Source organism: Pectinatus haikarae (assembly GCF_015732185.1).
Classification (GTDB): Bacteria; Bacillota; Negativicutes; order Selenomonadales; family Selenomonadaceae; genus Pectinatus; species Pectinatus haikarae.
The window spans coordinates 49416-73378 of the sequence record NZ_WIQM01000016.1 but is presented as its reverse complement, the minus strand read 5'-3'; the positions used below and the strand labels follow the sequence as shown (position 1 = coordinate 73378).

21 protein-coding genes and 1 other RNA gene are annotated in these 23963 nt (G+C 40.2%); 2 read left to right on the top strand and 20 right to left on the bottom strand.

Going from position 1 to position 23963, the window contains the following annotated elements; translation table 11 throughout:
- Positions 1–301: 301 nt before the first annotated feature.
- From hcp to I6758_RS10955, 6 genes are all read right to left on the bottom strand, one after another.
- Complete coding sequence (gene hcp, locus I6758_RS10980; protein ID WP_196605316.1) at positions 302–1957, bottom strand: hydroxylamine reductase; 1656 nt, start codon at positions 1955–1957, stop codon at positions 302–304.
- A 102-nt stretch (positions 1958–2059) separates the two neighbouring features.
- A complete protein-coding gene (locus I6758_RS10975; RefSeq protein WP_196605315.1) occupies positions 2060–2734 on the bottom strand; it encodes a Crp/Fnr family transcriptional regulator in 675 nt (224 codons plus the stop codon).
- Positions 2735–2772: 38 nt separating this feature from the next.
- Positions 2773–3780 carry an ATP-binding cassette domain-containing protein gene (locus I6758_RS10970; RefSeq protein WP_196605314.1) on the bottom strand — a complete coding sequence of 336 codons (1008 nt, stop codon included), beginning with the start codon at positions 3778–3780 and terminating at the stop codon, positions 2773–2775.
- The gene (locus I6758_RS10965; RefSeq protein WP_196605313.1) at positions 3777–4478 is read right to left on the bottom strand and encodes a GTP-binding protein; all 702 of its coding nucleotides are present in this window, start codon (positions 4476–4478) and stop codon (positions 3777–3779) included. Before I6758_RS10965 ends, I6758_RS10970 begins: the two co-directional genes overlap by 4 nt.
- Entirely contained in the window at positions 4475–5704 is a 1230-nt protein-coding gene (locus tag I6758_RS10960) for an ABC transporter substrate-binding protein (RefSeq protein ID WP_196605312.1), read from the bottom strand. The genes I6758_RS10965 and I6758_RS10960 overlap by 4 nt, the downstream gene beginning before the upstream one ends.
- 100 nt (positions 5705–5804) lie before the next feature.
- Positions 5805–6716 carry a LysR family transcriptional regulator gene (locus I6758_RS10955; protein WP_196605311.1) on the bottom strand — a complete coding sequence of 304 codons (912 nt, stop codon included), beginning with the start codon at positions 6714–6716 and terminating at the stop codon, positions 5805–5807.
- Positions 6717–6861: 145 nt separating this feature from the next.
- On the opposite strand from I6758_RS10955, the gene alsS reads away from it, so the two are divergent.
- A complete protein-coding gene (gene alsS, locus I6758_RS10950) occupies positions 6862–8562 on the top strand; it encodes an acetolactate synthase AlsS (RefSeq protein WP_231038649.1) in 1701 nt (566 codons plus the stop codon).
- A gap of 62 nt (positions 8563–8624) precedes the next feature.
- Positions 8625–9344 (top strand): acetolactate decarboxylase, encoded by a 720-nt coding sequence (gene budA, locus I6758_RS10945; RefSeq protein WP_196605310.1) that lies wholly within the window; start codon positions 8625–8627, stop codon positions 9342–9344.
- Positions 9345–9750: 406 nt separating this feature from the next.
- On the opposite strand, the gene I6758_RS10940 is transcribed toward budA, so the two are convergent.
- From I6758_RS10940 to I6758_RS10870, 14 genes are all read right to left on the bottom strand, one after another.
- Positions 9751–10362 (bottom strand): hypothetical protein, encoded by a 612-nt coding sequence (locus I6758_RS10940; protein WP_196605309.1) that lies wholly within the window; start codon positions 10360–10362, stop codon positions 9751–9753.
- 463 nt (positions 10363–10825) lie between these two features.
- The gene (locus I6758_RS10930; RefSeq protein WP_196605307.1) at positions 10826–11776 is read right to left on the bottom strand and encodes a chemotaxis protein; all 951 of its coding nucleotides are present in this window, start codon (positions 11774–11776) and stop codon (positions 10826–10828) included.
- Between the two features lie 145 nt (positions 11777–11921).
- Positions 11922–12815, bottom strand: coding sequence for a CvfB family protein (locus I6758_RS10925; RefSeq protein WP_196605306.1), 894 nt, complete (start codon positions 12813–12815; stop codon positions 11922–11924).
- Entirely contained in the window at positions 12805–13149 is a 345-nt protein-coding gene (rsfS, locus tag I6758_RS10920) for a ribosome silencing factor (RefSeq protein ID WP_196605941.1), read from the bottom strand. Before rsfS ends, I6758_RS10925 begins: the two co-directional genes overlap by 11 nt.
- A gap of 57 nt (positions 13150–13206) precedes the next feature.
- A complete protein-coding gene (locus I6758_RS10915) occupies positions 13207–14196 on the bottom strand; it encodes an LCP family protein (RefSeq protein ID WP_196605305.1) in 990 nt (329 codons plus the stop codon).
- A complete protein-coding gene (yqeK, locus tag I6758_RS10910) occupies positions 14186–14770 on the bottom strand; it encodes a bis(5'-nucleosyl)-tetraphosphatase (symmetrical) YqeK (protein WP_196605304.1) in 585 nt (194 codons plus the stop codon). Before yqeK ends, I6758_RS10915 begins: the two co-directional genes overlap by 11 nt.
- Before the next feature lie 142 nt (positions 14771–14912).
- Positions 14913–15265: RNase P RNA component class A (gene rnpB / locus I6758_RS10905), an RNA gene on the bottom strand.
- Positions 15266–15307: 42 nt separating this feature from the next.
- Entirely contained in the window at positions 15308–16117 is an 810-nt protein-coding gene (locus tag I6758_RS10900) for a TrmH family RNA methyltransferase (RefSeq protein WP_196605303.1), read from the bottom strand.
- A gap of 73 nt (positions 16118–16190) precedes the next feature.
- Positions 16191–16793: a Holliday junction branch migration protein RuvA gene (ruvA, locus tag I6758_RS10895; RefSeq protein ID WP_196605302.1), complete on the bottom strand. Its 603-nt coding sequence runs from the start codon at positions 16791–16793 to the stop codon at positions 16191–16193.
- Between the two features lie 15 nt (positions 16794–16808).
- Entirely contained in the window at positions 16809–17300 is a 492-nt protein-coding gene (gene ruvC / locus I6758_RS10890) for a crossover junction endodeoxyribonuclease RuvC (protein WP_196605301.1), read from the bottom strand.
- Positions 17301–17306: 6 nt separating this feature from the next.
- Positions 17307–18038, bottom strand: a complete 732-nt coding sequence (locus tag I6758_RS10885) for a YebC/PmpR family DNA-binding transcriptional regulator (RefSeq protein WP_196605300.1) — start codon at positions 18036–18038, stop codon at positions 17307–17309.
- A 51-nt stretch (positions 18039–18089) separates the two neighbouring features.
- Positions 18090–19313, bottom strand: coding sequence for a tyrosine--tRNA ligase (gene tyrS, locus I6758_RS10880; protein ID WP_196605299.1), 1224 nt, complete (start codon positions 19311–19313; stop codon positions 18090–18092).
- Positions 19314–19329: 16 nt separating this feature from the next.
- Positions 19330–21444, bottom strand: a complete 2115-nt coding sequence (locus tag I6758_RS10875; protein ID WP_196605298.1) for a transglycosylase domain-containing protein — start codon at positions 21442–21444, stop codon at positions 19330–19332.
- A 137-nt stretch (positions 21445–21581) separates the two neighbouring features.
- The gene (locus I6758_RS10870; protein WP_196605297.1) at positions 21582–23954 is read right to left on the bottom strand and encodes an endonuclease MutS2; all 2373 of its coding nucleotides are present in this window, start codon (positions 23952–23954) and stop codon (positions 21582–21584) included.
- Between the last annotated feature and the right edge of the window lie 9 nt (positions 23955–23963).

Below are 23963 nucleotides of genomic sequence, written 5' to 3'. Positions count from 1 at the left end.
GTTCGGTTTTTGATATATTTTTTTGCTCCACATTGTTGCAAGCCGTAAAAACAGCACGTGTTTATGCAGTGACCACGTAAAGTTAGACTAAAAAATCTAACTTATGGGGCCCTTTTATGAAAAAGCTGCCTGCCTTATTTAAAAATACATAAAAAATAGACGTTCAATATTGTTAATATCAAACGTCTGGAAATTAAAATATACACCATGGTTAAATCAATGATTTTAATGGACTTTAGCTGCTCATTTATAATAATGTAATTATATTTGTGCAGGGCTGGCACATAGGTCCAATATGCTTTTATGCTTGTACGGCAGATTCATCAAAAAATAAATTTATATCGTTTTCAACAGTTGTAATACCGGCAATACCAAAGTTTTCTACCAATACTTTGGCAACATTTGGTGAAAGAAAAGCAGGCAAAGTAGGGCCGAGATGAATATTTTTTACACCGAGATATAAAAGCGCCAACAGAACAATCACTGCTTTTTGTTCATACCATGCAATATTATATATAATGGGCAGGTCGTTGATATCGTCAAGGCCGAACACTTCCTTCAGTTTCAGCGCAATGACTGCCAGCGAATAACTGTCGTTGCATTGCCCCGCATCCAGTACACGCGGCACACCGCCAATAGCACCAAGATCAAGTTTGTTGTATTTATACTTTGCACAGCCGGCAGTCAGGATAACAGTGTCCTTAGGCAGTGCTTTCGCAAAATCAGTATAATAGTTTCTGGTTTTATGACGACCGTCGCAGCCAGCCATAACAACAAATTTTTTAATAGCACCGCTTTTAACAGCATCGACTACTGTATCTGCCAGAGCCAATACCTGATTATGCGCAAATCCGCCCACTATTTCGCCGCGTTCCAATTCTATAGGAGGTGCACAGCGTTTGGCGTGCTCAATTATAGTCGAAAAATCTTTTTCTTTACCGACCTCGCCGTCTATATGCTTACACCCGGGAAATCCTGCTGCCCCCGTGGTATAAAGACGATCTTTGTAGCTGTCTTTAGGAGGAACAATGCAATTTGTGGTCATGAGTATAGGGCCGTTGAAGCTTTCAAACTCTTCTTTCTGTTTCCACCATGCATTTCCATAATTGCCTATAAAATGAGAGTATTTTTTGAAAGCGGGATAATAATGTGCCGGCAGCATTTCAGAATGTGTATACACATCTATGCCGGTGCCTTCTGTTTGTTTAAGCAGCATTTCCATATCTCGTAAATCATGCCCGGATATTAAGATTCCCGGACGAGTTCCTACGCCAATATTAACTTTTGTTATTTCAGGATTACCGTAGGATGACGTATTGGCTTTGTCCAAAAGTGCCATACCATCGACACCATATTTTCCTGTTTCGAGAGTAAGCGCCACCAAATCATTTATGCTAAGCGAATTGTCAAGAGTTTTAGCTAAAGATGATTGAATAAAGGCATCCAGTTTTTCATCATCCTGTAAAAGCGTATTGGCATGTTTAGTATAAGCAGCAAGTCCTTTTAAACCGTAAGTAATAAGTTCTCTGAGACTGCGGATGTCCTCGTTTTCAGTAGAAAGAACACCAACTGCAGCTGCCTTTTCCGGGAAATTATCTTTGCTTGCGGATGTCCATCTGGCTGCATCGGGCAGAGCGTCTTTATTTTCCACCTGTGACAAAAGCTTTTCCTTTTCTTCCAAGGTACTGAAAATACGCTTTATAATAGTGGCTTCATCAAAGTTGGCATTTGTTATAGTAGTGAAAAGATTTGTTGTGACCATGTGGTTTATAGTGCGGGACACTTTTTTATTTTCCTTGCGCAATTGTTCGGCAGTTGCTGATAAACCTTTAGTCACATAAACCAGCAGGTCCTGCATAGCGGCAACTTCCGGTTTCTTTCCGCATACACCTACTTGGGTGCAGCCAGTGCAGCCTGCGGTTTCCTGACACTGAAAACAAAACATTTTCTTTTCCATGATAATGATATCCTCCTAAAATATTTTATTAACCCTTCAATACATCTATCATAGCAGGCATAAGACTAAAAATCCGTAACACTGGTTACAAATTTTTATTATTTATAAAATATTTCTCAATTCTTCAATGTTTTTGATATATATCGTTTTCTTTTTTATAAGCAGTAGGCCATCCTCCTGCATTTTCATCAGTTCTCTGGATAATGACGGGCGGGCTACATTTAAAAAATCTGCCAAGGCTTCACGGTTCATTCCCAAAGTTACCTTGCCGTCAGCAGCTGCATTTTGCAGTAAGACTTTTGCTGTTTTTTGGCGGAGCGTGGCACACGACATAACCTGCAGGCGTTGATTCAAAAAATAAGCCTTATGTGCCAAGATTGATAAAATATTGGCTATTATCTTAGATTGCCAAGTAGTTTTTTGATTTGTTTCGCTGTAAATAAAATTTCGGGGGATCTGCAATATTTTACTCGCTGCGGCTGCCTGTGCATAATGATCATAACTTTTCTTATTCAGGAAAACAAAGACTTCTCCGAATAATTCACCTGTGCTGTTAAAGGTAGCAACGACGCTTCTTCTGCCATCACTTGAATTATTGCCAATGACCACAACTCCGTCTAGCAGCATCATCAGCTTCGAGGGCAGTTCTTTCTGATGGAATATTATATCATCCTTCTTATAAGCAACTATTTTAGCACCGCTGTAAGTCAGGCAATCTTCTATTTCTGCTTCTGTCATACCGGAAAACAGCGGGCTGTCTTTTAATTCTGTCAGCAAAACAGCCACCTCCTTTGGCAATAAAACTGCTGTAGTTTTTAAACGAAGATTTTTTCGGGATGAAGTGTTTTTCCGGCACGAAGCTCTCGTCTTGCCGTTTGCATTATACAGTCAAGACGATTCATTTTTTCCAGTAATTTCTTTTCATCTTGTGTTGTTTCCAATACCGCATCAATTCCGCCGTTACGGATGACGATCCGTCTGTCAGCCATTAGAGCCAGCAGGGGATCATGAGTTGCCATCAAAACAATTTTATCTTGTGAAATCAAAAGCTCCAGAGCTTTTCGCCTGTCTATACCGGCATTTTCTATTTCGTCTATTAAAACGATAGGCGAGGCACTCAAAATGGCTGTATCAGCTATCATAAGAGCACGCGACTGTCCACCGCTCAGGCTGGTAACGGGAGTGTCCTCCGAAAAAGATTCTCCTGCCAGTTTATTAGCTTCTGCCAATATCTCTGCAGAAAGTTTTTGTTCATTTTCTGCCATGCGGCTTTGTGCGTGCAGCCGTAAAAATTCTTTGACACTTAAATCTATTACAAAATTCATATTTTGTGATAATTGCGCTACCAATTTATTGTTGGGAGAATAGCGCCACTTTGCGTCGGGCAGTGTGTTGTTGATCAAAATGCTGCGTCCTGTAGGAGTATCCCTCTGTGCCGCCCATTCAATGTCTGCCAGCAGTCTGCTTTTGCCTGAACCGGTTGGGCCCACTATGGCAACGATCTGTGAAGGCAGAATCACCAGTTCGTCAAAATTTTCAGGCACGGCCTTTTTGTCATGTCCCGGCAGAATAGTCAGGGACTGAACTTTATTGTTCTTTTCCAAACCCAGGAAAATGGACATTTGCCTGATATACTCATTCAGCTCTTCCGGCAGATTTTTCGGATCTATGGCTTTTTCCTCAAGCTCCCTTTCATCTAGTTGCTCCAGGTAGTCTTCAAAACATAATTGTTCAAAACCAGTTATATCCAAACGATTCTGTTGAAAAAATTCAACCGTGAAGGGATATTGATGCAAGATTTGTGCTATAGTTAATCTTTTCATTTTTCACCGTCTTCCCAGATCATTTTTTTTGTATTGCCCATTTGATAGTTTTGACCTATTCTTGTTTCACCGAGGCAGTATGAACACATTGCCGACGGCATGGGAAAGCGTAATTTCATCCCCTGCACCGAATGCAGATGTTGTTTTTCATCATAAAGCATTGTGCTGAGTTCATAGGCACCTTGCCCGCTGAGACCATTAATATGCATGACTACAGCTTTGGGATTCACTGCACTGACTCTGGAGGCAAAAACTTCCCGTTCTGCCTGCGAAACTATGTCCCCTTTGGTTATCGCTACCAGATCAGCGGATTTGAGCATAGGACCAATTTTTTTCGGCGTATTTATTCCTGAAAGATTGTCAATAACACAGACACCCTTTACACCTACAAGATAGGGTGAACACCGATTGCACAATCCGGCTGATTCGGTTATCAAGAGATCGAGCTTTTTTTTGTTCCCCCATTTGACTACATCTTCGATATTGGAGGCAAAAAAATGATCTGGGCATAAAGCGCCGGAAAGTCCTTTTTTTATTGGAATACCAGCTTTTTCATAAAGTTTGTCATCATCGGTATAAAGACAATCAAATTTCACTGCACCAACATTTATTTTCCTTCTCTGGAAAGATTCTATGACTTTCAGTATAACAGAAGTTTTACCGGATGAGGGCGGCCCTGAAAAAATTATCAAATTCATATTATTCCTCCCGATGCCTTGCTGAAGATCAGACGTGATTTAGCTAAAATCTTACCTATATCGTGTGAATGGATAAAATCCCAACCCGGCCATATGAATTTCTGCTCAGGTGAGAGCCCATTGTTCACCTGGGGATGGGTAGATGGAAATTTACCGTCCAGGCAGAATAATTCTCCCAGTTCCTTAGAAAAGAGAAAATCAACCAACGGTTGAATCTTTTTCTGGGAAGAAGTTTTTGTCAATAAAAATATCGGACTGATTATAGCACCTTCCTCAGGCCACACAGCTTTTATCGGTCCTTTTTCATCAATCATGCAGGTAAAAAAGTATGGCATGATAGTTATCAAAGGCGACTGTTCTGATTTTTTCCGCTTGGCAGATTTTACCATTTCAGACGGATGCATGCCTGCGTATAAATTTTTTCCCAGACTGGATATGCCTGCTTCACCAAAGTTATTATAAATGTTTAACAGTACGGCATTAAATAAATCTAAATCCTGCATAGGCAGGGCAATAGTATCAGCAAATTCCGGCTTCAGCAGATCAGACCAGCTTTTTGGAAAAGCGCGTTCACCCAATAACTCAGTATTTACCATAAAGACAGCGGGAACGGCTCCGATTATAGAATAACGCTTTAAAGGATCTTTAAGGTCAATTTCATTATTATCAAAATGCGCATTGAGCTTTTTTTCTCCGGTAAGATCGGAAAAAATACCGGCATCCATATGCCTGCCCATAATATGTTTATCAAAAAATAAGCTGAATCCTGCTGATAAATAAATATCTGCCAGTTCATCGGTTTTGCTTTTTTCGATACTTTCCCGCAGCCATTCAATTCCCATGCTCGCCGCAGGCAATTCGTATTTTATATCATCCTTTTGATTTTCCAGCCAGTTATCCAGTTTTTCTAAAAGCTGCACACGAATAGGGCACGGTAGAACACCGGCAACATTTATCACATCACTGTCAGTATGCTGAATAACAGAAGCAGAATCATCTTTTTGGCACTTTTTCTGTATGATTTCAACCATCTGTTTTTCAAGCAGTTCAGGAGAAAGCTCTTTACTGCGAAAAGCAGTTTCCAATGAAATTGTTCTGCCTATGGTTTTACGCATAACATCGTTGCGCAGGTTTTCAAAGCCATTTTCAGCCAGCCAGTCAATCAGCTCCGGATAGCGTTCAGTCACATCGTACACTTTATCTGAAAGAGAAAAGTATGGGTTCATATAATATATCCTCCTGTAAATGTCAAGATTGATCATCTGATATGCTTAGTTTAACAGAATGATTTTATAATAACCGTAACAAATGTTACAAAAAATATATTTAAATATTTTTGTGTACAGCATGTTCCAATTTAAGCTCAGCAAAAAAGATGCGCAATTTTTCAATCAATTCGAGTGAAGCAGCAGACATATGACGCCCCTTGCGATAAACGATGCCTATTCTGCGCTCTATGGATATATCCGCAAATGTTACGATGCAGATATTGTAACGGCTGCACATATCTCGTACATATAAATACGGAAGCACACTGACACCAATGTTTTGTTCCACCATTTCCCGCAGGTCTTCCATTTGGCTCAGCTCAAGAATAGGAGTAAATGCCAGCTCATTTTCCTGACAGGCTTGATCAAATATTCTTCTGATGATAAAATTTTCTGACATCATGACTAACGGTACAGTTCCCAGCTGGTCAAAGGTGATTTTTTTTTCGGCAGCAAACGGATGGTCTTTTGCTGCCATAACGACCATTTTTTCTTGATATAAAGGTATGGCTTCTAATTCTTTATCTGCCAGCGGAAGAAAAACGACGCCAAAATCGAGTTCATTTTGAAGTAACTTATGCCGTATCTGACCGGTAGACAGCTGCTCCAATTCTATATGTATTTTGGGATACTGTTTGTGAAATGCAATGACTGTTTCCATAGCCAGATATGTGCCCAGGCAGGCGACCTTTATCCTGCCACGTTCCAGTCCGTTGAGCTGGCTGATTTCTGTCCTTGCCTGTTCCATCGTATCAAAAATACGCATACTGTGGCGGAATAATATTTTTCCGGCAGGAGTTAGTATTACTTTTTTGCCTAGTCTGTCAAAAAGCTGAGCGCCTGTTTCTTGTTCAAGCAATTGAATTTGCTGGCTCAGAGTCGGCTGGGCAACATGCAGGCTTTCCGCGGCTTTTGTAAAATGCAGATATTTGCATACGGCAATAAAATATTGCAGTCTTCTTATTTCCATAATATCACTCCCATAGTTTATACCTATTATAATAATCGAAAAATACTAATTGAACAATCATTTTTATCATGTTATATTATATTTATAGAAGAAAGCAAAATCAATTAATGAAATTTATGATATAGTTCAAAGGGAGGATAGGTCCATGAAACAACTTGAAATGAAAAAGGCAGTGCTGAAAAAAACACAGCAGCTGACCGGAGCTGAATTGGTTGTCGAAAGTTTGGAAAAACAGGGTGTGAAATATATATTCGGCATACCCGGAGCGAAAATTGACCGTGTATTTGATGTATTGCGTGATCACGGACCTGAACTTATAGTATGCCGCCATGAACAAAACGCGGCTTTTATGGCTGCTGCAGTTGGGCGTCTGACGTGTAAACCGGGAGTGTGCATGGTTACTTCAGGACCGGGTGCGACTAATCTGGCAACAGGTCTTGTTACTGCAAATGTGGAAAATGATCCGGTTGTTGCGCTTGTGGGCAATGTCAGCCGTGATGATAAATTAAAACAAACGCATCAGGCATTGGATAATGTTTCGGTATTCAAGCCTATAACAAAATTCAGTGCTGAGGTTATAAATGCAAATACCGTGCCGGAAGTTATGATGAATGCTTTCCGGGCTGCAGAGTCTTCAAAGCAGGGAGCTGCTGTGGTCAGCTTTCCGCAGGACGTACTTGCAGAAACAGCTTCTGCCAGGCCTTTTGGCCATATCGCCAAATTGGAACTCGGCACAGCGTCCAGCAGTGCTATGGAAAAGGCGGTCGCAGCTTTAAAATATGCTAAAATGCCTGTTATCCTTGCGGGTATCAGGGCAAACCGGTTTTCTGTTGTACGTGCGGTTCGTTCTTTGCTCAGAAAGTGCAGCATACCGGTAGTTGAAACGTTTCAAGCTTCAGGTCTTATCTCCAGAGATTTGGAAATGAATTTTCTCGGACGAGTCGGATTATTTCGTAATCAGCCTGGTGATCAGGTACTGGAAAAAGCGGATGTATTGTTGACTATTGGCTATGATCCGGTGGAATATGATCCTAAATTTTGGAATCAAAATCAGGACCGTGTTATTATTCATCTGGATGAAGGATCATCTGCTATAGATAATTTTTACCAACCAAATATTGAGCTTATCGGCAACATTGAGGCAACTGTCAATGAATTGGAAAAACGTCTTGAACCTATAAATTTCTCGACAGCAGCGCATAGCTTTCTTAATAAAATGCGTGATGAGCTGGCCCGCAATGACCGTATGCCGGAAAACAGCAGCCAGCGTCTTGTCCACCCCTTGCATTTTATCCATGCATTGCGCGGGGCTATAGCTGATAATACAACAGTTACCTGTGATGTGGGTTCGCATTATATTTGGATGGCAAGGCACTTTCGTACTTATGAACCAAAAACACTTCTGTTCAGCAATGGCATGCAGACTCTTGGTGTAGCTTTACCGTGGGCCATCGCGGCATCACTTGTCAATGATCATGCCAAAACAATCTCTATCTCAGGCGACGGCGGCTTTCTTTTTTCTGCTATGGAACTTGAAACAGCGGTGCGGCTGAAGCTTCCTATCATACATTTTGTTTGGAGAGATGGTTCCTATGATATGGTGGCATTTCAGCAGATGATGAAATACGGCAGAACCAGCGGTGTTGATTTTGGTACTGTTGATATAGTAAAGTATGCTGAAGCTTTTGGAGCCAAGGGGCTTCGTGTCAATAAACCCGCTGATCTGGAGCACGTTATACAGGAAGCATTGGCTTATCAGGATGGGCCTGTGGTAGTGGATGTTCCTATAGATTATAGCGACAATATTGAATTGGGAAAAACTATGCTGCCTAATCAGCTGAATTGATTTTGCTGTGAAACGAAATCTGTTGGAACGGTTAATATATAATTAAAAAATGAGGTGTTACTATGAATGCTAAATCTCGGTTATATGGAGAAATATATCAAGTTTCAACAATGACTGCGCTGCTTGACGGTGTTTATGATGGTGTATTGAATTATGAACATCTGGCAATGCACGGTAATTTTGGGATAGGTACCTTTGATCATTTGGATGGAGAGCTTATTGGCTTTAACGGCAATTTTTATCATTTACGTGATGGGCTCGCTCTGCCGATGACCGATCGGGATACAACGCCCTTTTGCACGGTTACTTATTTTCAGCCTCAGTTGAGGCATCTGGTTGATCAGCCGACAACAAAAGCTGATTTTGAAAAGATTTTAAGGAATCTGGTTCCCAGTGAAAATCTTTTTTATGCCATTTGCATTGAAGGAACTTTTAAAAAAGTAAGCACGAGGACGGTCAGCTATCAGGAAAAATACATTCCGATGACTCAGGCTGTGGCTGCTCAGCAAACGATAGAATTCGAAAATGTAAAAGGAAAAATCGTTGGTTTTTGGACACCCTACTACGCACAGGGGATAGCTGTTGCCGGATATCATTTCCATTTTATCGATGATGCTTTGTCAAGGGGCGGGCATGTGTTTGATTATGTGACTGATTCGGTAAGTATATCTATAGATCAAAAATCACACATGAATCTATATACGCCGGATGTGAAGTCATTCCTTGAAGCAAAACTTTCGAGAGACGATCTCATGAATGAAATCAAAATAACGGAAGGCTGATATAAAAATGCATCGCATTTTGTAAACTTTTTGTGCTTGAAAGGAATATATGCAATTTTAAGAGGATGTGACAAAATGAGAAATCATTTTGTCACATCCTCTTTGTCACTTTTCGAAGCTACCGGTGGTAGCTTTTAATCATATTGGTTGTACAAATAATCTTTCAAATCTCCGGTGGATATTTGAAAAAAGTTGATAGTTCCGGTTAATTGGACCGCCATAAATTAACTATCAGAAGGTGGTTATTGCCTTTGTTTAATTTCAGAACTTTCCAATATTTACAGTGCCAATGACCCAGCTGTCGCCGTACAGACCGGTTTTAAATAGGTCAGTATTTTTCACATCTTGTGGGTACATATGTCTAAATCAACGTCGATGAGCATGTAGGAGGCCTTATTTATTATATTTAATGATAAATTTGAGGATGAAATACTACTAATAATAAACTATTATCATTGTTGGTAGATATATCACATTCAATAAAATATTTTTTTCCTCTATAAATTTTATTGAGCCAATAATATTTTTTTTGCGAATCCGTTTCTTCTTTTTGTGTAGTCTCGCCTAAATTTTCAAAAAGTGTAGAAAAAATGGATTGAATGTTTTTATCTGATCCTTCTAGTTGAAATCCTAAAGAAAGTTCATCATTATTCGATATCCAAAATAATGGACACTGTAAATTATCACGTAACGTATATGCACCTGCATAGTATTCATCATTGGGAAGTTTCATAATATTGCCATCAAATATATCTGATATTGATGTTTTAGGGTTATGGAGCACTTTAAATGTATTGTTGATAAGTGTAATACCCGTCCATGTCAAATTATACGGATTACACATTGCTTCTTGACTAAAGGAATTTCGAGAAACACCCTCTGGTTTATTTTGTATATCAACCAACTTACCTTCTTTTAAAGCAGCAAAATTATTAAAAACTTTGTAAAAACACCCACATATTACTATAATAACAATAATGAAGATTAATATTTTATTTTTGATTTTAAAATGAAGCATAACTAAAACAATCCTTTATTCTAGTGTCTTATTCATAAAATATAAAAGCTTTACATTGTATCTATAAGAATCATACCGATTCATTATGTCGAAATGAAAAATATTTCTTTTATATCCATACACTATTTTTTTCGTATTAACTTAACAAAAAGCAGTAAGCAATTTAAAATCAACTTAATTTGCATTTCCATCGAGGTCTGGCAGTACATAAAATGAATCAGACGAAAGCAAAAGGCCGCATAAAAAGAGCAAAAACAATATACATTATACAGCATAATGGGAACCTGCAAAGTAGATAAAATAGATGCTTATAAATATCTTGAATATATATTTAAAAATCTACATTTGACTGATGCTTACCAAGCGCAGCAGTATATTGATTTAATGATAAAATAGTGTATAGAAAAACAAGCATCTTTACAAGTGAAAGTATGCCTGTTCTTTATTTAATATATAGATGTATTTATTTATTAGCTTTAAAAACTATATCATCCATCAAGCTTATCAATTCGCCTATTTCTGGTTTGGAAATTTGAGCGGTGGCACCAAGGCGTTCACCCTTCAAACGCATTTCTTCATTTATAAGTGAGGAAAAGAGGATAACAGGAACATCTCCCAGTACATTATCTTCACGAATAAGCTTTAATAAACGATGTCCATCCATTTGGGGCATTTCAATATCAGAGATGATCATATTAACATGATCGGTGATAGGACCATTTGCATCCTTCAACGTTTGGAGATAATCATATGTAGATTTACCATTATTGAAATCACGTACAAATTCATAACCAGATTCGTGAAGCGTGTTAACGAGCAGATCGCGCAGCATTTTTGAATCTTCAGCAATAACCACATGCTTCTTTCTTCTGCCAGCTTCTACCGAACTGTCTGCCTTTTCCACGGTAGAAAGTTTATGATTTATTTCCGCGTTTATTTCCGCTATAATGCGTTCAAAATCCAAAAGCAGTACAATTTTATCAGTCATCTTTATAACACCGACAATCATTGCTTCATTGCCGACTTCTGGTGATGGTTCCATATTTTTCCACGAAATTCGGTGAATACGGGACACACTGTCCACCAAAAACCCTATATTATAATTATTTATTTCGGTAACTATAATGTTTTTAGGATCCTCGGATTCCTTCACATTTATAGCGCGAGCCAGGCTTACCAGCGGAATAGCTCTGCCGCGCAATGTGAAAAGGCCGTCAACAAAAGAATGCGCTGATGGCATTGCTGTTACTGGCACTCTGGTAATAACTTCACGGACTTTAGCCACATTGATGCCATAATAAACATCACCTATATTAAATTCAACTATTTCAAATTCATTTGTGCCGCTTTCCAGAAGAATCCCTTTTTTATTGTCGTCGCTGCTGTCCAATACTTCCGCTTCTAGTTTCTGCATGCTTATACCTCCGATTTTTAATCATACGATTATTATCCGATAATACAGTTTTCATAAAATTTGACTTGGATTGGTACCGGATAAAAGAGTCATTACCTGATAATTCGGTAATTCTATACTAAATCCTCTAAAAAAATAATTATAATCAATCTTTCAGATCGTCGACTAAAATGATCCACCCGTCTTTTTCAACGACAGCACTGGTTTTCAATAAATGACCGACAGCTCTTTTAAAAGCAGCTTTACTGATATGAAAACGGTCTTTTATTATTTCTGGCGGTGTTTTATCACTATATGGAATTTTGCCGTTATGGGCAGCAATTTCTTTAAGCAATGTTTCTGCATCAAGATATATAGCTTTCTCTTTAATAGGCCGGAGTGAAGCATTGAGACGACCGTCTTCTCGTATATATGTGACTCTGGCAGTTACATTAGCGCCTACATGAGGATGTTCCGGCATTTCTTTCTCCTGAATAAAGGCTATATATCTTTCTGTAGTAAAAATAAAGGCACCTTGATCTGTAAGATTATAAACAGAGCCTTCTATTGTATCGCCGATTTTAACCGTATCAGCGGCAGGCTTTGATGCACGGCGCATCTCGTCTTCTACTTTCATGGTAACAGCCAGCCGGCCGGATTTATCTGTATATAATTTAGCCCAGACATAGTCCCCAAGTTTCAACGCACCGCGTGTGCCCGCAAACGGCAGAAATATACCCCTCTCAGCACCGGCGTCAAGAAAAGCCCCGTCTTCTGAAAGATTTATTACTTTCAGCCTGGCAATCTGTCCTTCTTTCATATGGGGAACACGCATACTGGCAGTGAGACGGCCCTTTGGATCCTTATATAAAAAAACTTTAACCATATCACCGACTTTTACCAAGGATGTTTGCTGTGTTTTATGAAGAAGAATATCATTGGAGGTATTACCTGTCTGCGCATCCAGGAAAACACCCATTTCGTTTTCGCGAACTGCCTTTAAAGTGGCTACTGTACTTGGTTTTAATATATTAACTGATTCAGTATCGTTATTCTTCATATTCTTTAATTCCTGCATCGCCCCATAGGCTTTCTAACCCATAGAATTCACGGCTTTCTTCTGTAAAAATATGTGCTACGCAATCACCGTAATCCAATAATATCCATTCACCTGATTTATAGCCTTCACGATGCAGCAGATGTTCACCGGACAAACCAAGCTGTTCTTCAATGTTATCAGCTATTGCTTTTGCCTGAATATTGGATCTGCCATTACAAATGATAAAATAATCTGTGGAAGTTGTCAGCTCCCGCATATCCATTGTTAAAATGCGAGCAGCTTTTTTATCATCAGCTGCTTTGGCAATTACGCAGCTTTTTTCAAATGCAGTCATCATTTCTTTATCTTTTAGATTAATTATAAAAATCATACCTTTCGTTGTTAAAATTTATTAATTTGAAAAATTAAACATTTCCTGAAGTAAATCATGTATCAGTACAGCATCTGGCTGCCAAGATGATCCATCCGGTGAAAATCTGCCGGGTAAGGTCTTCACTGTAAGTGAGTTTTTACCAGCAATCCTGATGTAGTTTTTTAAATTTGTGAAAGTAAAGAAATCGACATTGGTATACAATGAATTATTTATTATATTAACAATATCAGGGGCATAAAAAACAGCTTTAAAATTGAATATCTGTTGATAAAATGATCTTATAAAAGCTTCCTGGCGCTCAACTCTGCCTAAATCTCCAAGATCATCGCTGCGGTACATTAAATACTGCAGTGCCTTATTTCCGTCAAAATGCTGGTAGCCTTTATTTAAATGTATAGAAACACCGCCTTCTGGATCATCATAATTCATATCACTGCCCGCATATAAATCTATACCACCAAATGTGTCAACCAGTGATGCTAAAGCATTTTCATCTACAATTACATATTTGTCAATTTTTTTATCGAGAAGAGAAGAAACAGCTTCTAAAGTTTTTTCCGAGCCGTAATTTTGAAATGAGCTTACAGATGAAATGCTATTGCCCATGGTTACTAAAGTGTTGCGTGGTATAAGCAATGCAGAAAGAGCACCGTCATATTGATTAACATTGAGCAGAATCAATGCGTCGGCATCAGCATTGACCGTATAATTTGATTTGTTTACACCAATAAATAAAATAGTATCAAAATCTTTGAATTGGGCCGGGATTTTTATTTTTGTCTCTTTTTCAGCAGCTTGTTTTTCTCTATAGTCTGAATAGGCAGCATTCAGATATGCATAAAAATTTACGGCACCGCTATATGAAGCCTGAAAAACACGAAAAATACAAAAGCAGATAACCGCGAGTATGAGCAAAAAAACAAATATCCTTAAGAGTTTTGGACGCCGCCTTCTGCGTATGAGTTTTCTCCTTTGTCCGCGGGAAGGTGTACTTCTGTTATTTTTCATGATTTATATGCTGTGCAAGAAGGTAATTACGTGCAAGAATAGTCTGAGGATGAACCATCTGACCCTTTTTTATTACAAAAGAAATAGATCTGTCAAATGCCGCGATCATAACAGTATCGATATCACCAGTTTCCGCGACCCTGCGGAACTCATCAATACCATCATATTGACGATTGGGTTCAATCATATCAGCCAAATAAATAATCTTATCCAAAAGATTCATCTTTTCTTTACCAGTAGTATGGAGTTTTATTGCATCCAGAATTTCAATATCATCAATACCGTACTTTTCACTGGACAGAGCAGCACCCAGAGCAGCGTGCAGTAAAATGGGCTGATAATTATCTATAAATTCAATCGGTATATTACGTTTTCTGGCTTCACCAATAAGGCTGGGGACGGGAAATTCACGTGCACAGTCATGCAAAAGACCGGCTGTTTTTGCTTTTTGAGGAGAGGCACCAAATTTTTCGGCTAATTTCACAGCAGTTTCACTGACACCGAGTGAATGTATAAAGCGGTGCTTATTATTGAGACTTTGTTGCAATTTTTCTTGCATATCTAGAAAATTCAACGTCAGGCGGCTCCTTCATCAGATAATAATATCGTTTTTGAAAAAATTTCGCGTAAATAAAATCACCATTCTGCAGTTAAATCAAAAGCAATCGGAAAAAACCGCGGATAAAAAATAAACTGCCTGACGGCAGTTTATTTCAGCTGTGAGTAATCAGTAAGCCGAGTTCTGTTCCGCCTTAAGCGGTGATAATCATTTATCTAGACCGGCAGTTGCCTGCCGGTTCAAGCGACACAACCCGGAAGGTTCAGCGGGCAGCTTCATCCCTTCCCTATTCGGTCTTGCTCCATATGGGGTTTACCAAAGCCGTGCAGTTACCCGCACGCTGGTGCGCTCTTACCGCACCTTTCCATCCTTACCTGCAAGCAGGCGGTTTAAATTTCTATAGCACTTTCCCTAAGGTTACCCTCGCCGGACGTTATCCGGCATATTGCCCTGCGGAGCCCGGACTTTCCTCAGATGCCTAAAAACACCCGCGATTATCTTTCATACTCATAGCAACATATATTTGCATTATAACATTGATTAAAATAGCTGTCAATTAAACTGCCTTTGACGCATTATTTCATACATTATCATTGCGGCGGCACTTGATGCATTTAACGATTCGCTTTTACCGTACATAGGAATATATATATGTTCATGTGATAATGCCAGCAGTTCATTTGAAACGCCGTCGCCTTCGTTGCCCAAAATTATCGCTGCGGGCTTGTTGTAATTTACAGAGTAACAAGGGTGTGCATCAGACGACAGGACTGTTGAGAATAAGCAGATATTATTTTCGGTGATAAAGCGGCGCAGATCGTTTACATTGATTTTTTGGACTATAGGCAGATGGAAGGCGGCACCCATAGTTGCTCTTACGACCTTGGAAGAATAAATATCAACTGTTCCCTGCATAGCGATAATGCCGTCAATCCCTGATGCTTCAGCCGTTCTTATAATAGTACCTGCGTTTCCAGGATCCTGAAGCTTATCAAGAATGATATAAATAGGAGACTTTTTATTCTCCTTAGAAAGATCGTCCAGTAAAAAATCTTTTTTTACTGCTGTCGCAACAATTCCCTGTGGAGAATCTGTATCAGCCAGCTTTAAGAAAACATTGCTGCTGACTTCATATAAAAGACAATCCCTATCGCGCAAAATATTTATCAGAGTTGCACATCTTTTATTGGCGGCGGCTTCTGCGGTAAAAAAGCATTCTGTGATTTGAGCGGATAAAAGAGCAGCTTCTATCAAACGAATACCCTCAATTAAAAAAAGTTTTTCCTTTTCGCGATATTTTTTTTGTTTTAATGCAGCAGCCTTTTTTATTTGTATATTATCTGTACTAGTGATGACAGGCATTGGATAACTCCTTTTCTCCAGATAAATAAAGTTCTTATTTCAGCGGGGAAGCCGTTTGAAATAAGAACTTTATTTATCTGCTTAAATCTTTCAGCGCAAATTTTATAATTTCTTCCACAGAATTGAGATGTCCGGCCTTTTTTAAAGTGCTGAAAATTTCCTGGGACGTATAGCCAAAAGAAGCCAGAGCTTGCTTTGCATCCGTCCAAATATCAGGCTGTGACGTAGTTTCCTCCGGAGAAATATTTTCATTGAAAGTTTCTCCGTCTGTGAGTGTATCGCTTAATTTATCTTTTAATTCTAAAATGATCCGTTCCGCAGTTTTTTTTCCTATTCCAGGAGCAGTAGTCAATAAAGATATTTGTTTGTTCTGTACGGCCCAGACAATTTTATCGGCAGAGAGCACTGATAAAATGCTTAGTGCTGCTTTTGGTCCGATACCTGAAACTGATATCAAATGCAGGAATATATCATGCTCCGCATGCGATGAAAAGCCGTAGAGCTGCAAAGCATCTTCACGCACATTAAGATACGTATATACCATAGCTTCCTGCCCTTTTTTTAGACGAGAGCGTGTAGTTGAAGATATGAGTGTATGATAGCCGACGCCTTTTACATCTATAAAACAGGAATCGGGGAAGAGTTCAGTTATTGTGCCATGTAGATAGCCTATCATATTTTTCTCCTAGAATCAGCGATTGCGCCATAGTATATTATTGATGCAATGTGTAGTGCAAATAGCTACGGCAAGAGCATCTGCCACATCATCGGGATGCGGCGGATGGGGCAGGTTCAATATTTTCCTGACCATATATATTACCTGTTCTTTGGTGGCTTTACCATAGCCGACTACCGATTGTTTTATTTGCAGCGGGGTCCGTTCAACCAAATCAATATTGTTTTGTGCGGCAGCCAAGAGAATGATGCCGCGTGCCTGCCCCACAGGAATGGCTGTTGTTACATTACGATTGAAGAACAGTTGTTCAACTCCCATAACGTCTGGGGTGTATTTTTCCAGTAGTGCAGTAAGTTCCTCGTGAATTTTCAGGAGACGATCCTGCGGCCTGGCTTTTGAGCTTGTCGTTATAGCACCGTATTCAATCGCCCTGAGATGGCTTCCCGTAAGTTCAACGAATCCGTAGCCGCATATTGCGGTACCGGGATCTATTCCTAATGCCAGCATAATTGATTACTCTTCTTCGATTTCATAATTGCCATATACATTTTGCACATCATCGTGTTCTTCAAGAGCATCAACGAGTGCGAGCATTTTGTCAGCATCTTTTCCTGTAAGCGCAACTGTAGTATCAGGCACCATAGTTATTTCAGCCTGGACGGTGTCGATTTTATTGTCCTCAAGTACTTGCATGACGGCATCGAAATCATTGGGTTCTGCCGTTATTTCAAAAGAATCTTCTTCTGCTTTAAAGTCCTCGGCACCGGCATCAAGAGCGATCGTCATCAACGCTTCTTCATCGTCATAACTTTCCTTGTCTATCAGAAAAACGGCTTTTTGTTTGAACATCCAGCCCACACAGCCGGTTTCCCCGAGATTTCCGCCGAATTTGGAAAAAAGATGGCGGATATCGGCTGCGGTCCGGTTGCGATTGTCTGTCATTATATCAAGCATGACGGCGCTGCCGCCCGGACCGTAACCTTCATAGACAAATTCTTCGTAGTTGCTGCCGTCAGCAGCCCCCAATCCTTTTTGGATGGCGCGTTGAATATTGTCTTTGGGAATATTGTTTGCCTTAGCTTTGGAAAGAGCCAGTTTTAAACGCATATTGCCTATCGGGTCACCGCCGCCCATGCGGACAGCAACAGTTATTTCACGGCCTATTTTTGTGGTCACTTTTCCGCGAATTGCATCATTTGCTCCTTTTTTCCTTTTTATATTTGCCCATTTTGAATGTCCTGACATTTATTACACCTCATATAAATTAGTATTTATGCTTCAAATGTTAGCTGTTGATCAATTATTGCTTAGGGTCAGCCGGTAATGCTTTTTCTTGCCTTTTTTCAACATGCAGAATCCATCAGAAAAATCAGCTGATGTTAGCAATCTGTCAATGTCACTTATTTTTTCATTGTTTAGGGAAAGGCCGCTTTGCTGAATAATACGTTTTGCCTCTCCTTTAGAAGCAAATACTTTTGCCTCTACCAGCAGATCCAGCAGCCTGCTGCCCAGCATTTCTGCAGATATTTTTAAGGAAGGAGCATTATCAAGAACACCCTGGCCGCTGAATAGAGCTTTTGCAGCTTCCTGTGCTTTAGCTGCTTCTTCTTCACCATGCACTATTTTAGTAATCTCGTAGGCTAAAACTTTTTTAGCTTCGTTTATCTGTTCGTTTTCCAGACTGCTCAGCCTGATTACCTCTTCCATAGGCAGAAATGTAAGCAATGACAGACAGTTTTTTACATCCGAATCATTTACATTGCGCCAGTATTGATAAAATTCATAAGGAGAAGTTTTAGATGGATCAAGCCATAAAGCACCTTTTGCTGTTTTCCCCATTTTTTTGCCTTCACTTGTTGTAAGCAAAGTGAAGGTCAGCCCATATGCAGGTGTCTCATATTTGCGGCGCAATAGTTCCACGCCGGCAATTATATTAGACCATTGATCGTCACCGCCCATCTCCATTTTACAGTTGTACCGACGGTTAAGTTCCATAAAATCATATGCCTGCATTATCATATAATTGAATTCCAGAAAAGTCAGGCCTTTTTCCAGACGCTGTTTATAACATTCCGCAGCAAGCATGCGATTGACAGAAAAATGTGGACCTATGTCTCGAAGCATCTCTATATAGTTGAGTTTGCGCAGCCAGTCTCCGTTATTTACCATAAGAGCTTTGCCTTCATCAAATTCAATAAAGCGCTGCAGTTGTTTTTTAAAGCAATTGCAATTGTGTTCTATAATGTCGTCCGTGAGCATTTGGCGCATATCTGTTCTGCCGGAAGGATCACCGACAGTGCCCGTTCCTCCGCCTATCAGGCAGATAGGACGATGTCCTGCACGCTGCATGTGAGCCATTACCATCATGCCCAAAAAATGTCCCACATGCAGGCTGTCGGCGGTAGGATCAAAACCGATATAAAAAGACACCTTTTCATTTGCCAAAAGTGCTCTTATTTCCTCTTCGTGAGTAGCCTGAGCAATATAGCCGCGCTCCTTTAGTACGTCATATACGTTCAATCAAAGTCCTCCTCAATTAGTTTTGTCCTTTTCCGCTTTGTTCACCCGGTCCGGGTTGAACTGCCGGTGCCTCCTGAGGCATGGCCGGAGTCGGTTTGGTTCCTGGGCTGGTTTTTGCGCTGCTGTCTGTCTTTGGATTATTCTTCTCGTCATCTTTATTTTTATCAGCTGACTGCGCGCTATTTTTGGCATCATTTTTATCTTTTGGCAAAACCTTCTCTTTATCCAAGTCGGTATGGATCTGACTGGTTCCCGTGCCAGAAGGAGCGCTTTGTGCAAATTCAGTTGCTTTTGTTCCTGACAGAGCCTTAGACATAAATGTTTTCCAAATTAATGCAGGGGTTGTGCCTCCATACATTCCGGGCATTTTGGCATTGTCATCACAGCCGATCCAGACAGCAGTTACCAGTTCAGGGGTATAACCTATGAACCATGCATCCTGCGAATTGTCGGTAGTGCCTGTCTTACCGGCGGCCGGACGGCCGATATTTGCTCTTGTACCCGTACCTTCGGTGATTGCATTTTGCAGTACACTTGTCAAAACATCCGCACTATGCTCGCTTATTGCTTTATGCTCTTCAGGACGATGCTGTTCGATGGTCTTGCCGTTGCGGTCTACTATTTTTATTATGGCTGTTGGTTTGATGTATATCCCTTTATTATCGAAAGCGCTGTAGGCAGCTGCCATCTCCAACGGAGTGACGCCCTTTGTCAATCCTCCCAGAACAGTAGCCAGGTTTCTGTCATTTTTGCTGCCGTCCATAACCAGCGTAGAGATTCCCAAATTTTGAGCGGTTGCCAATACATTATCTATTCCTAAGGAATAAGCCAGTTTAACAGTAGGCACATTTATTGAGTGTGTGGCGATCTGCCTTATATTTACTATGCCACGGAAACGCCGGTCATCATTCTGCGGTTCCCATGAACCAATTTTTACAGGACTGTCATCTACCTGCGTATTCGGGGTCATGTTATTTTCAAAGGCAGTGGCAAAAACAAACGGCTTAAAAGACGAGCCGGGCTGGCGTACAGCCATGGTCGCTCTGTTGAATTTGTCGGTGCCGCGGCCGCCGACCATAGCCTTTATATATCCTGTGTGCGGATCGATTGAAACAAGAGCACCCTGCGGCTGTTCAAGACCATTTTGATCTTTACGTGAATTTGGAAGATTTTTCATTGCTGCTTCTGCATCACGCTGCATACTCATGTCTATGGTTGTGTATATCTGCAAGCCTTCTTTGTATACCTTGTCGGCGCCATATTTATCTATCAAGGATTGCGTGACATAATCAATAAAATATGAAGCAGTATTATCTTCTTCCGTTTGTTTTTTTCCGGAGCTGAGCTTTAGTTCTTCCTTATCAGCCTGGGCAAGTTGAGCCTGTGTTATATAGTCGTATTTTTTCATTTGTTCAAGTACGACTGTCTTGCGTTCCTTGGCAGCAGCCAGATTGTTAAGGGGAGAATAGTAATTAGGACTGCGCGGAATTCCTGCAAGCATAGCACATTCCGATAAATCAAGCTCAGATACGTCTTTGCCGAAATATGTTTGTGCTGCGGCTTGAGCACCATAAGCCCCCTGCCCAAAATAAATTTGATTCAGATACATTTCCAGAATTTCTTTTTTTGTATATTTTTGCTCAAGCTGAAGTGCTAAAAATACTTCCTGTATTTTTCGTGTCCATGTACGGTCCTGTGTCAGATACGCATTCTTTGCCAGCTGTTGTGTGATGGTGCTGCCGCCCTCTGCGATTTCTTTATTGGTTAGATTTGCCCAGATAGCTCTCAGTATGCCGCGAGGATCTATGCCGAAGTGATCATAAAAACGCGCATCCTCGTTTGCTATAAAAGCATTCTGCAGGGCAGGCGGTATTTTCGCGATAGGCACAGGAACGCGATTTTCCACTGCGTGTACTGTTTCTATCAAATTACCATTGATATCATAAATCTGAGATGAAGCTGGTGGTTCAATATTATGAAGCATGTCTGGTTTTGTATTTATTGTTGCAGTCAAGAAACCACAACCAACGCCAATGACCATGACAACCAAAATTACGACGGCAATAGATGCTGTTTTCTGCCAGCCGCCGTTACCCGAGCGACGAGCCGGCGTTTGTGTACGGTTGCTCATGCATACCCTCCTAAGTGAAAAATGAACATATAAAATAAATTTGAATATCAAATGATATAATACCATAAATTTTACAATGTTACCACTTACAGGTTCTGGAAATCAGCTGCCTGTAAGGTATTTTATGAATGGGGCAGTTATTGCAGCTGGACGACAGTTGCGCCGCTGCCGCCTTCATTTATGTCAGCCAAAGAATAGGAAAAAACACTGCGGTGGTTTTTTAAATATTCATGTATACCCTTGCGCAGAGCACCAGTCCCCTTGCCATGAATGATGATGATCTGTTTTAATCCGGCCATGACGGCATCATCAATATATTTGTCCAATATTTCCTGCGCATCTGATACCATCATGCCGCGTATATCAATTTGGCGGCTTATTGCGGCTGTTTTGTCTGTTTGTGAAAAATTACTTCTTGCCACCGGATGGGTTTCCTGCGGTGTTTTTTGAGCGGAAGAAATAAAAAGGCAATTTTTAGCTTTAACTGTGGTTTTCAATCCACCGAGTAAAATAACAAATTCATTGCCAGTGACCTCGCCCACAGTGCCTTGTTTTTGGATGTTTTTCAAAAATACAATATCCCCAGGTTTTATTTTATGAGGATCAGCAGCTATTCCCTGCACCGGCGAAATATCCTGCTCAATTCTGTTGAATTTTCCAAGCCCTGCCTGTAATTTTTCTCTTGCTGCCTGTATCGTATCCTGACGTTTTTTTATGCCGGAGTCATTGAATTGGGCTTTTAGTTCTTTAATTATTGTTTCGGCCTGTCTTCTGGTATCACGCAATACAGCAAAACAGTCTTTTTGAGCTTTTTTTATAGACTGATTTTTTTTTCGGGAAAGTTCTTCCTTTTGTTCTATAAGTTTTTTTTCTAAACTGAATATATGCCGCTCTTTTTCGAGGATAACAGCATTTTTCTGCTCATAAATGAGTTTTTCTGATTCAAGTCTGTTAAGTACATTTTCAAAATTGGCATGATCAGCCCTGATAAGTTGTTTAGCCCGCAGGATTATTGAGTCGGCAAGGCCAAGCCTGCTGCTTATGGCAAAAGCGTTACTGGCGCCGGGAATACCAATCAGCAGCCTGTATGTGGGTTTTAAGGTCTTTATGTCAAATTCGACACTGGCATTTTCTATATTTTCATGGCTGTAGGCAAATGTTTTCAGCTCGTTATAATGTGTCGTTGCAACCACAGATACATTCATTTCCATGAACTTTTCCAACACAGCCATGGCCAATGATGCACCCTCTTCAGGATCAGTGCCTGAGCCCAGCTCATCCAGCAAGACCAGATCGTTTGCTCCTGCATTAGCCAAAATATTTATTATGTGTGTTATATGTGCTGAGAATGTGCTGAGGTTTTGTTCAATACTTTGTTCATCGCCTATATTGGCAAATATTTGCGGATAAAATGCAAGCTTAGAACCGTCTTCAGCCGGTATAAAAAGTCCCGACTGTGCCATTGCCGCAAGAAGGCCAAGTGTCTTTAGGCTGACGGTTTTACCGCCGGTATTTGGTCCCGTGATCAGCAGTGTTTTATAAGAAAAACCTATTTTGATATCAATGGGGACTATCGATTTCTGTTCCAGCAGAGGATGGCGGGCTTTGAGCAGATCTGTTTGATGCTTTTCATTTAAAACAGGGCACGAGGCTTTCATTTCCAACGCCAGTTTTGCTTTAGCAAAAGTAAAATCCAACTGGGCAATAAAATGGCAATTTTGCTGCAGAAGGTCAGCATTTTTGGCAATTTTTACAGAAATTATTTTCAAAATACGTTCAATTTCTTTTTTTTCGTTCAGCGTGTATTGCTTTATATCGTTGTTTAAAGCGGCGATAGACAGGGGTTCAATAAAAAGGGTTGAACCGCTTGACGATTGATCATGGATTATCCCCGGGAAAAATTGTCGATATTCCTGTTTTATGGGTATAACATACCTGTCGTCGCGAACGGTAACTATATTTTCCTGAAAAAATTTCTGCATATCGGTATTTTTAAGAATATTATCGATTGTCGATTTTACTCTGTTCTTTGCCGTTTTTATGGCAGCTCTGATACGATAGAGTTCGTTGCTGGCAGTATCCTGCACAAAGCCATGTTCATCAACAACAGAATTTATTTCGTTTTCAAGCTGGCCCAAAATCTCTATTAAAACCGCCCAGCTTTTAAGTTCCGGGCATTCGACAGGACACTCTTTGAAAAATTTTTTTATATTACGCATGCCATACATTGTGCCGGATATATCCACCAAGATCTCCGCTTCCAGGACAATACCCATAGATGCCTTTTTCAGTGCCGGGCGGATGTCAGCTATTCCACCAAAGGGGGGCTCACTTTCATGCAATACGGCAACGGCTTCTTCTGTATAATGCAAATTTCCACATGCATCTTCAAAGTCGTCCGACGGAAGAAGATTTTTTATTATTTCTCTGCCCTGTGTAGTGTGGGATTTCGAACTGAGTCTATCAATAATTTTGTTGTACTGAAGTGTTTTCAGAGTTGACTGTTCCATATATTCTCC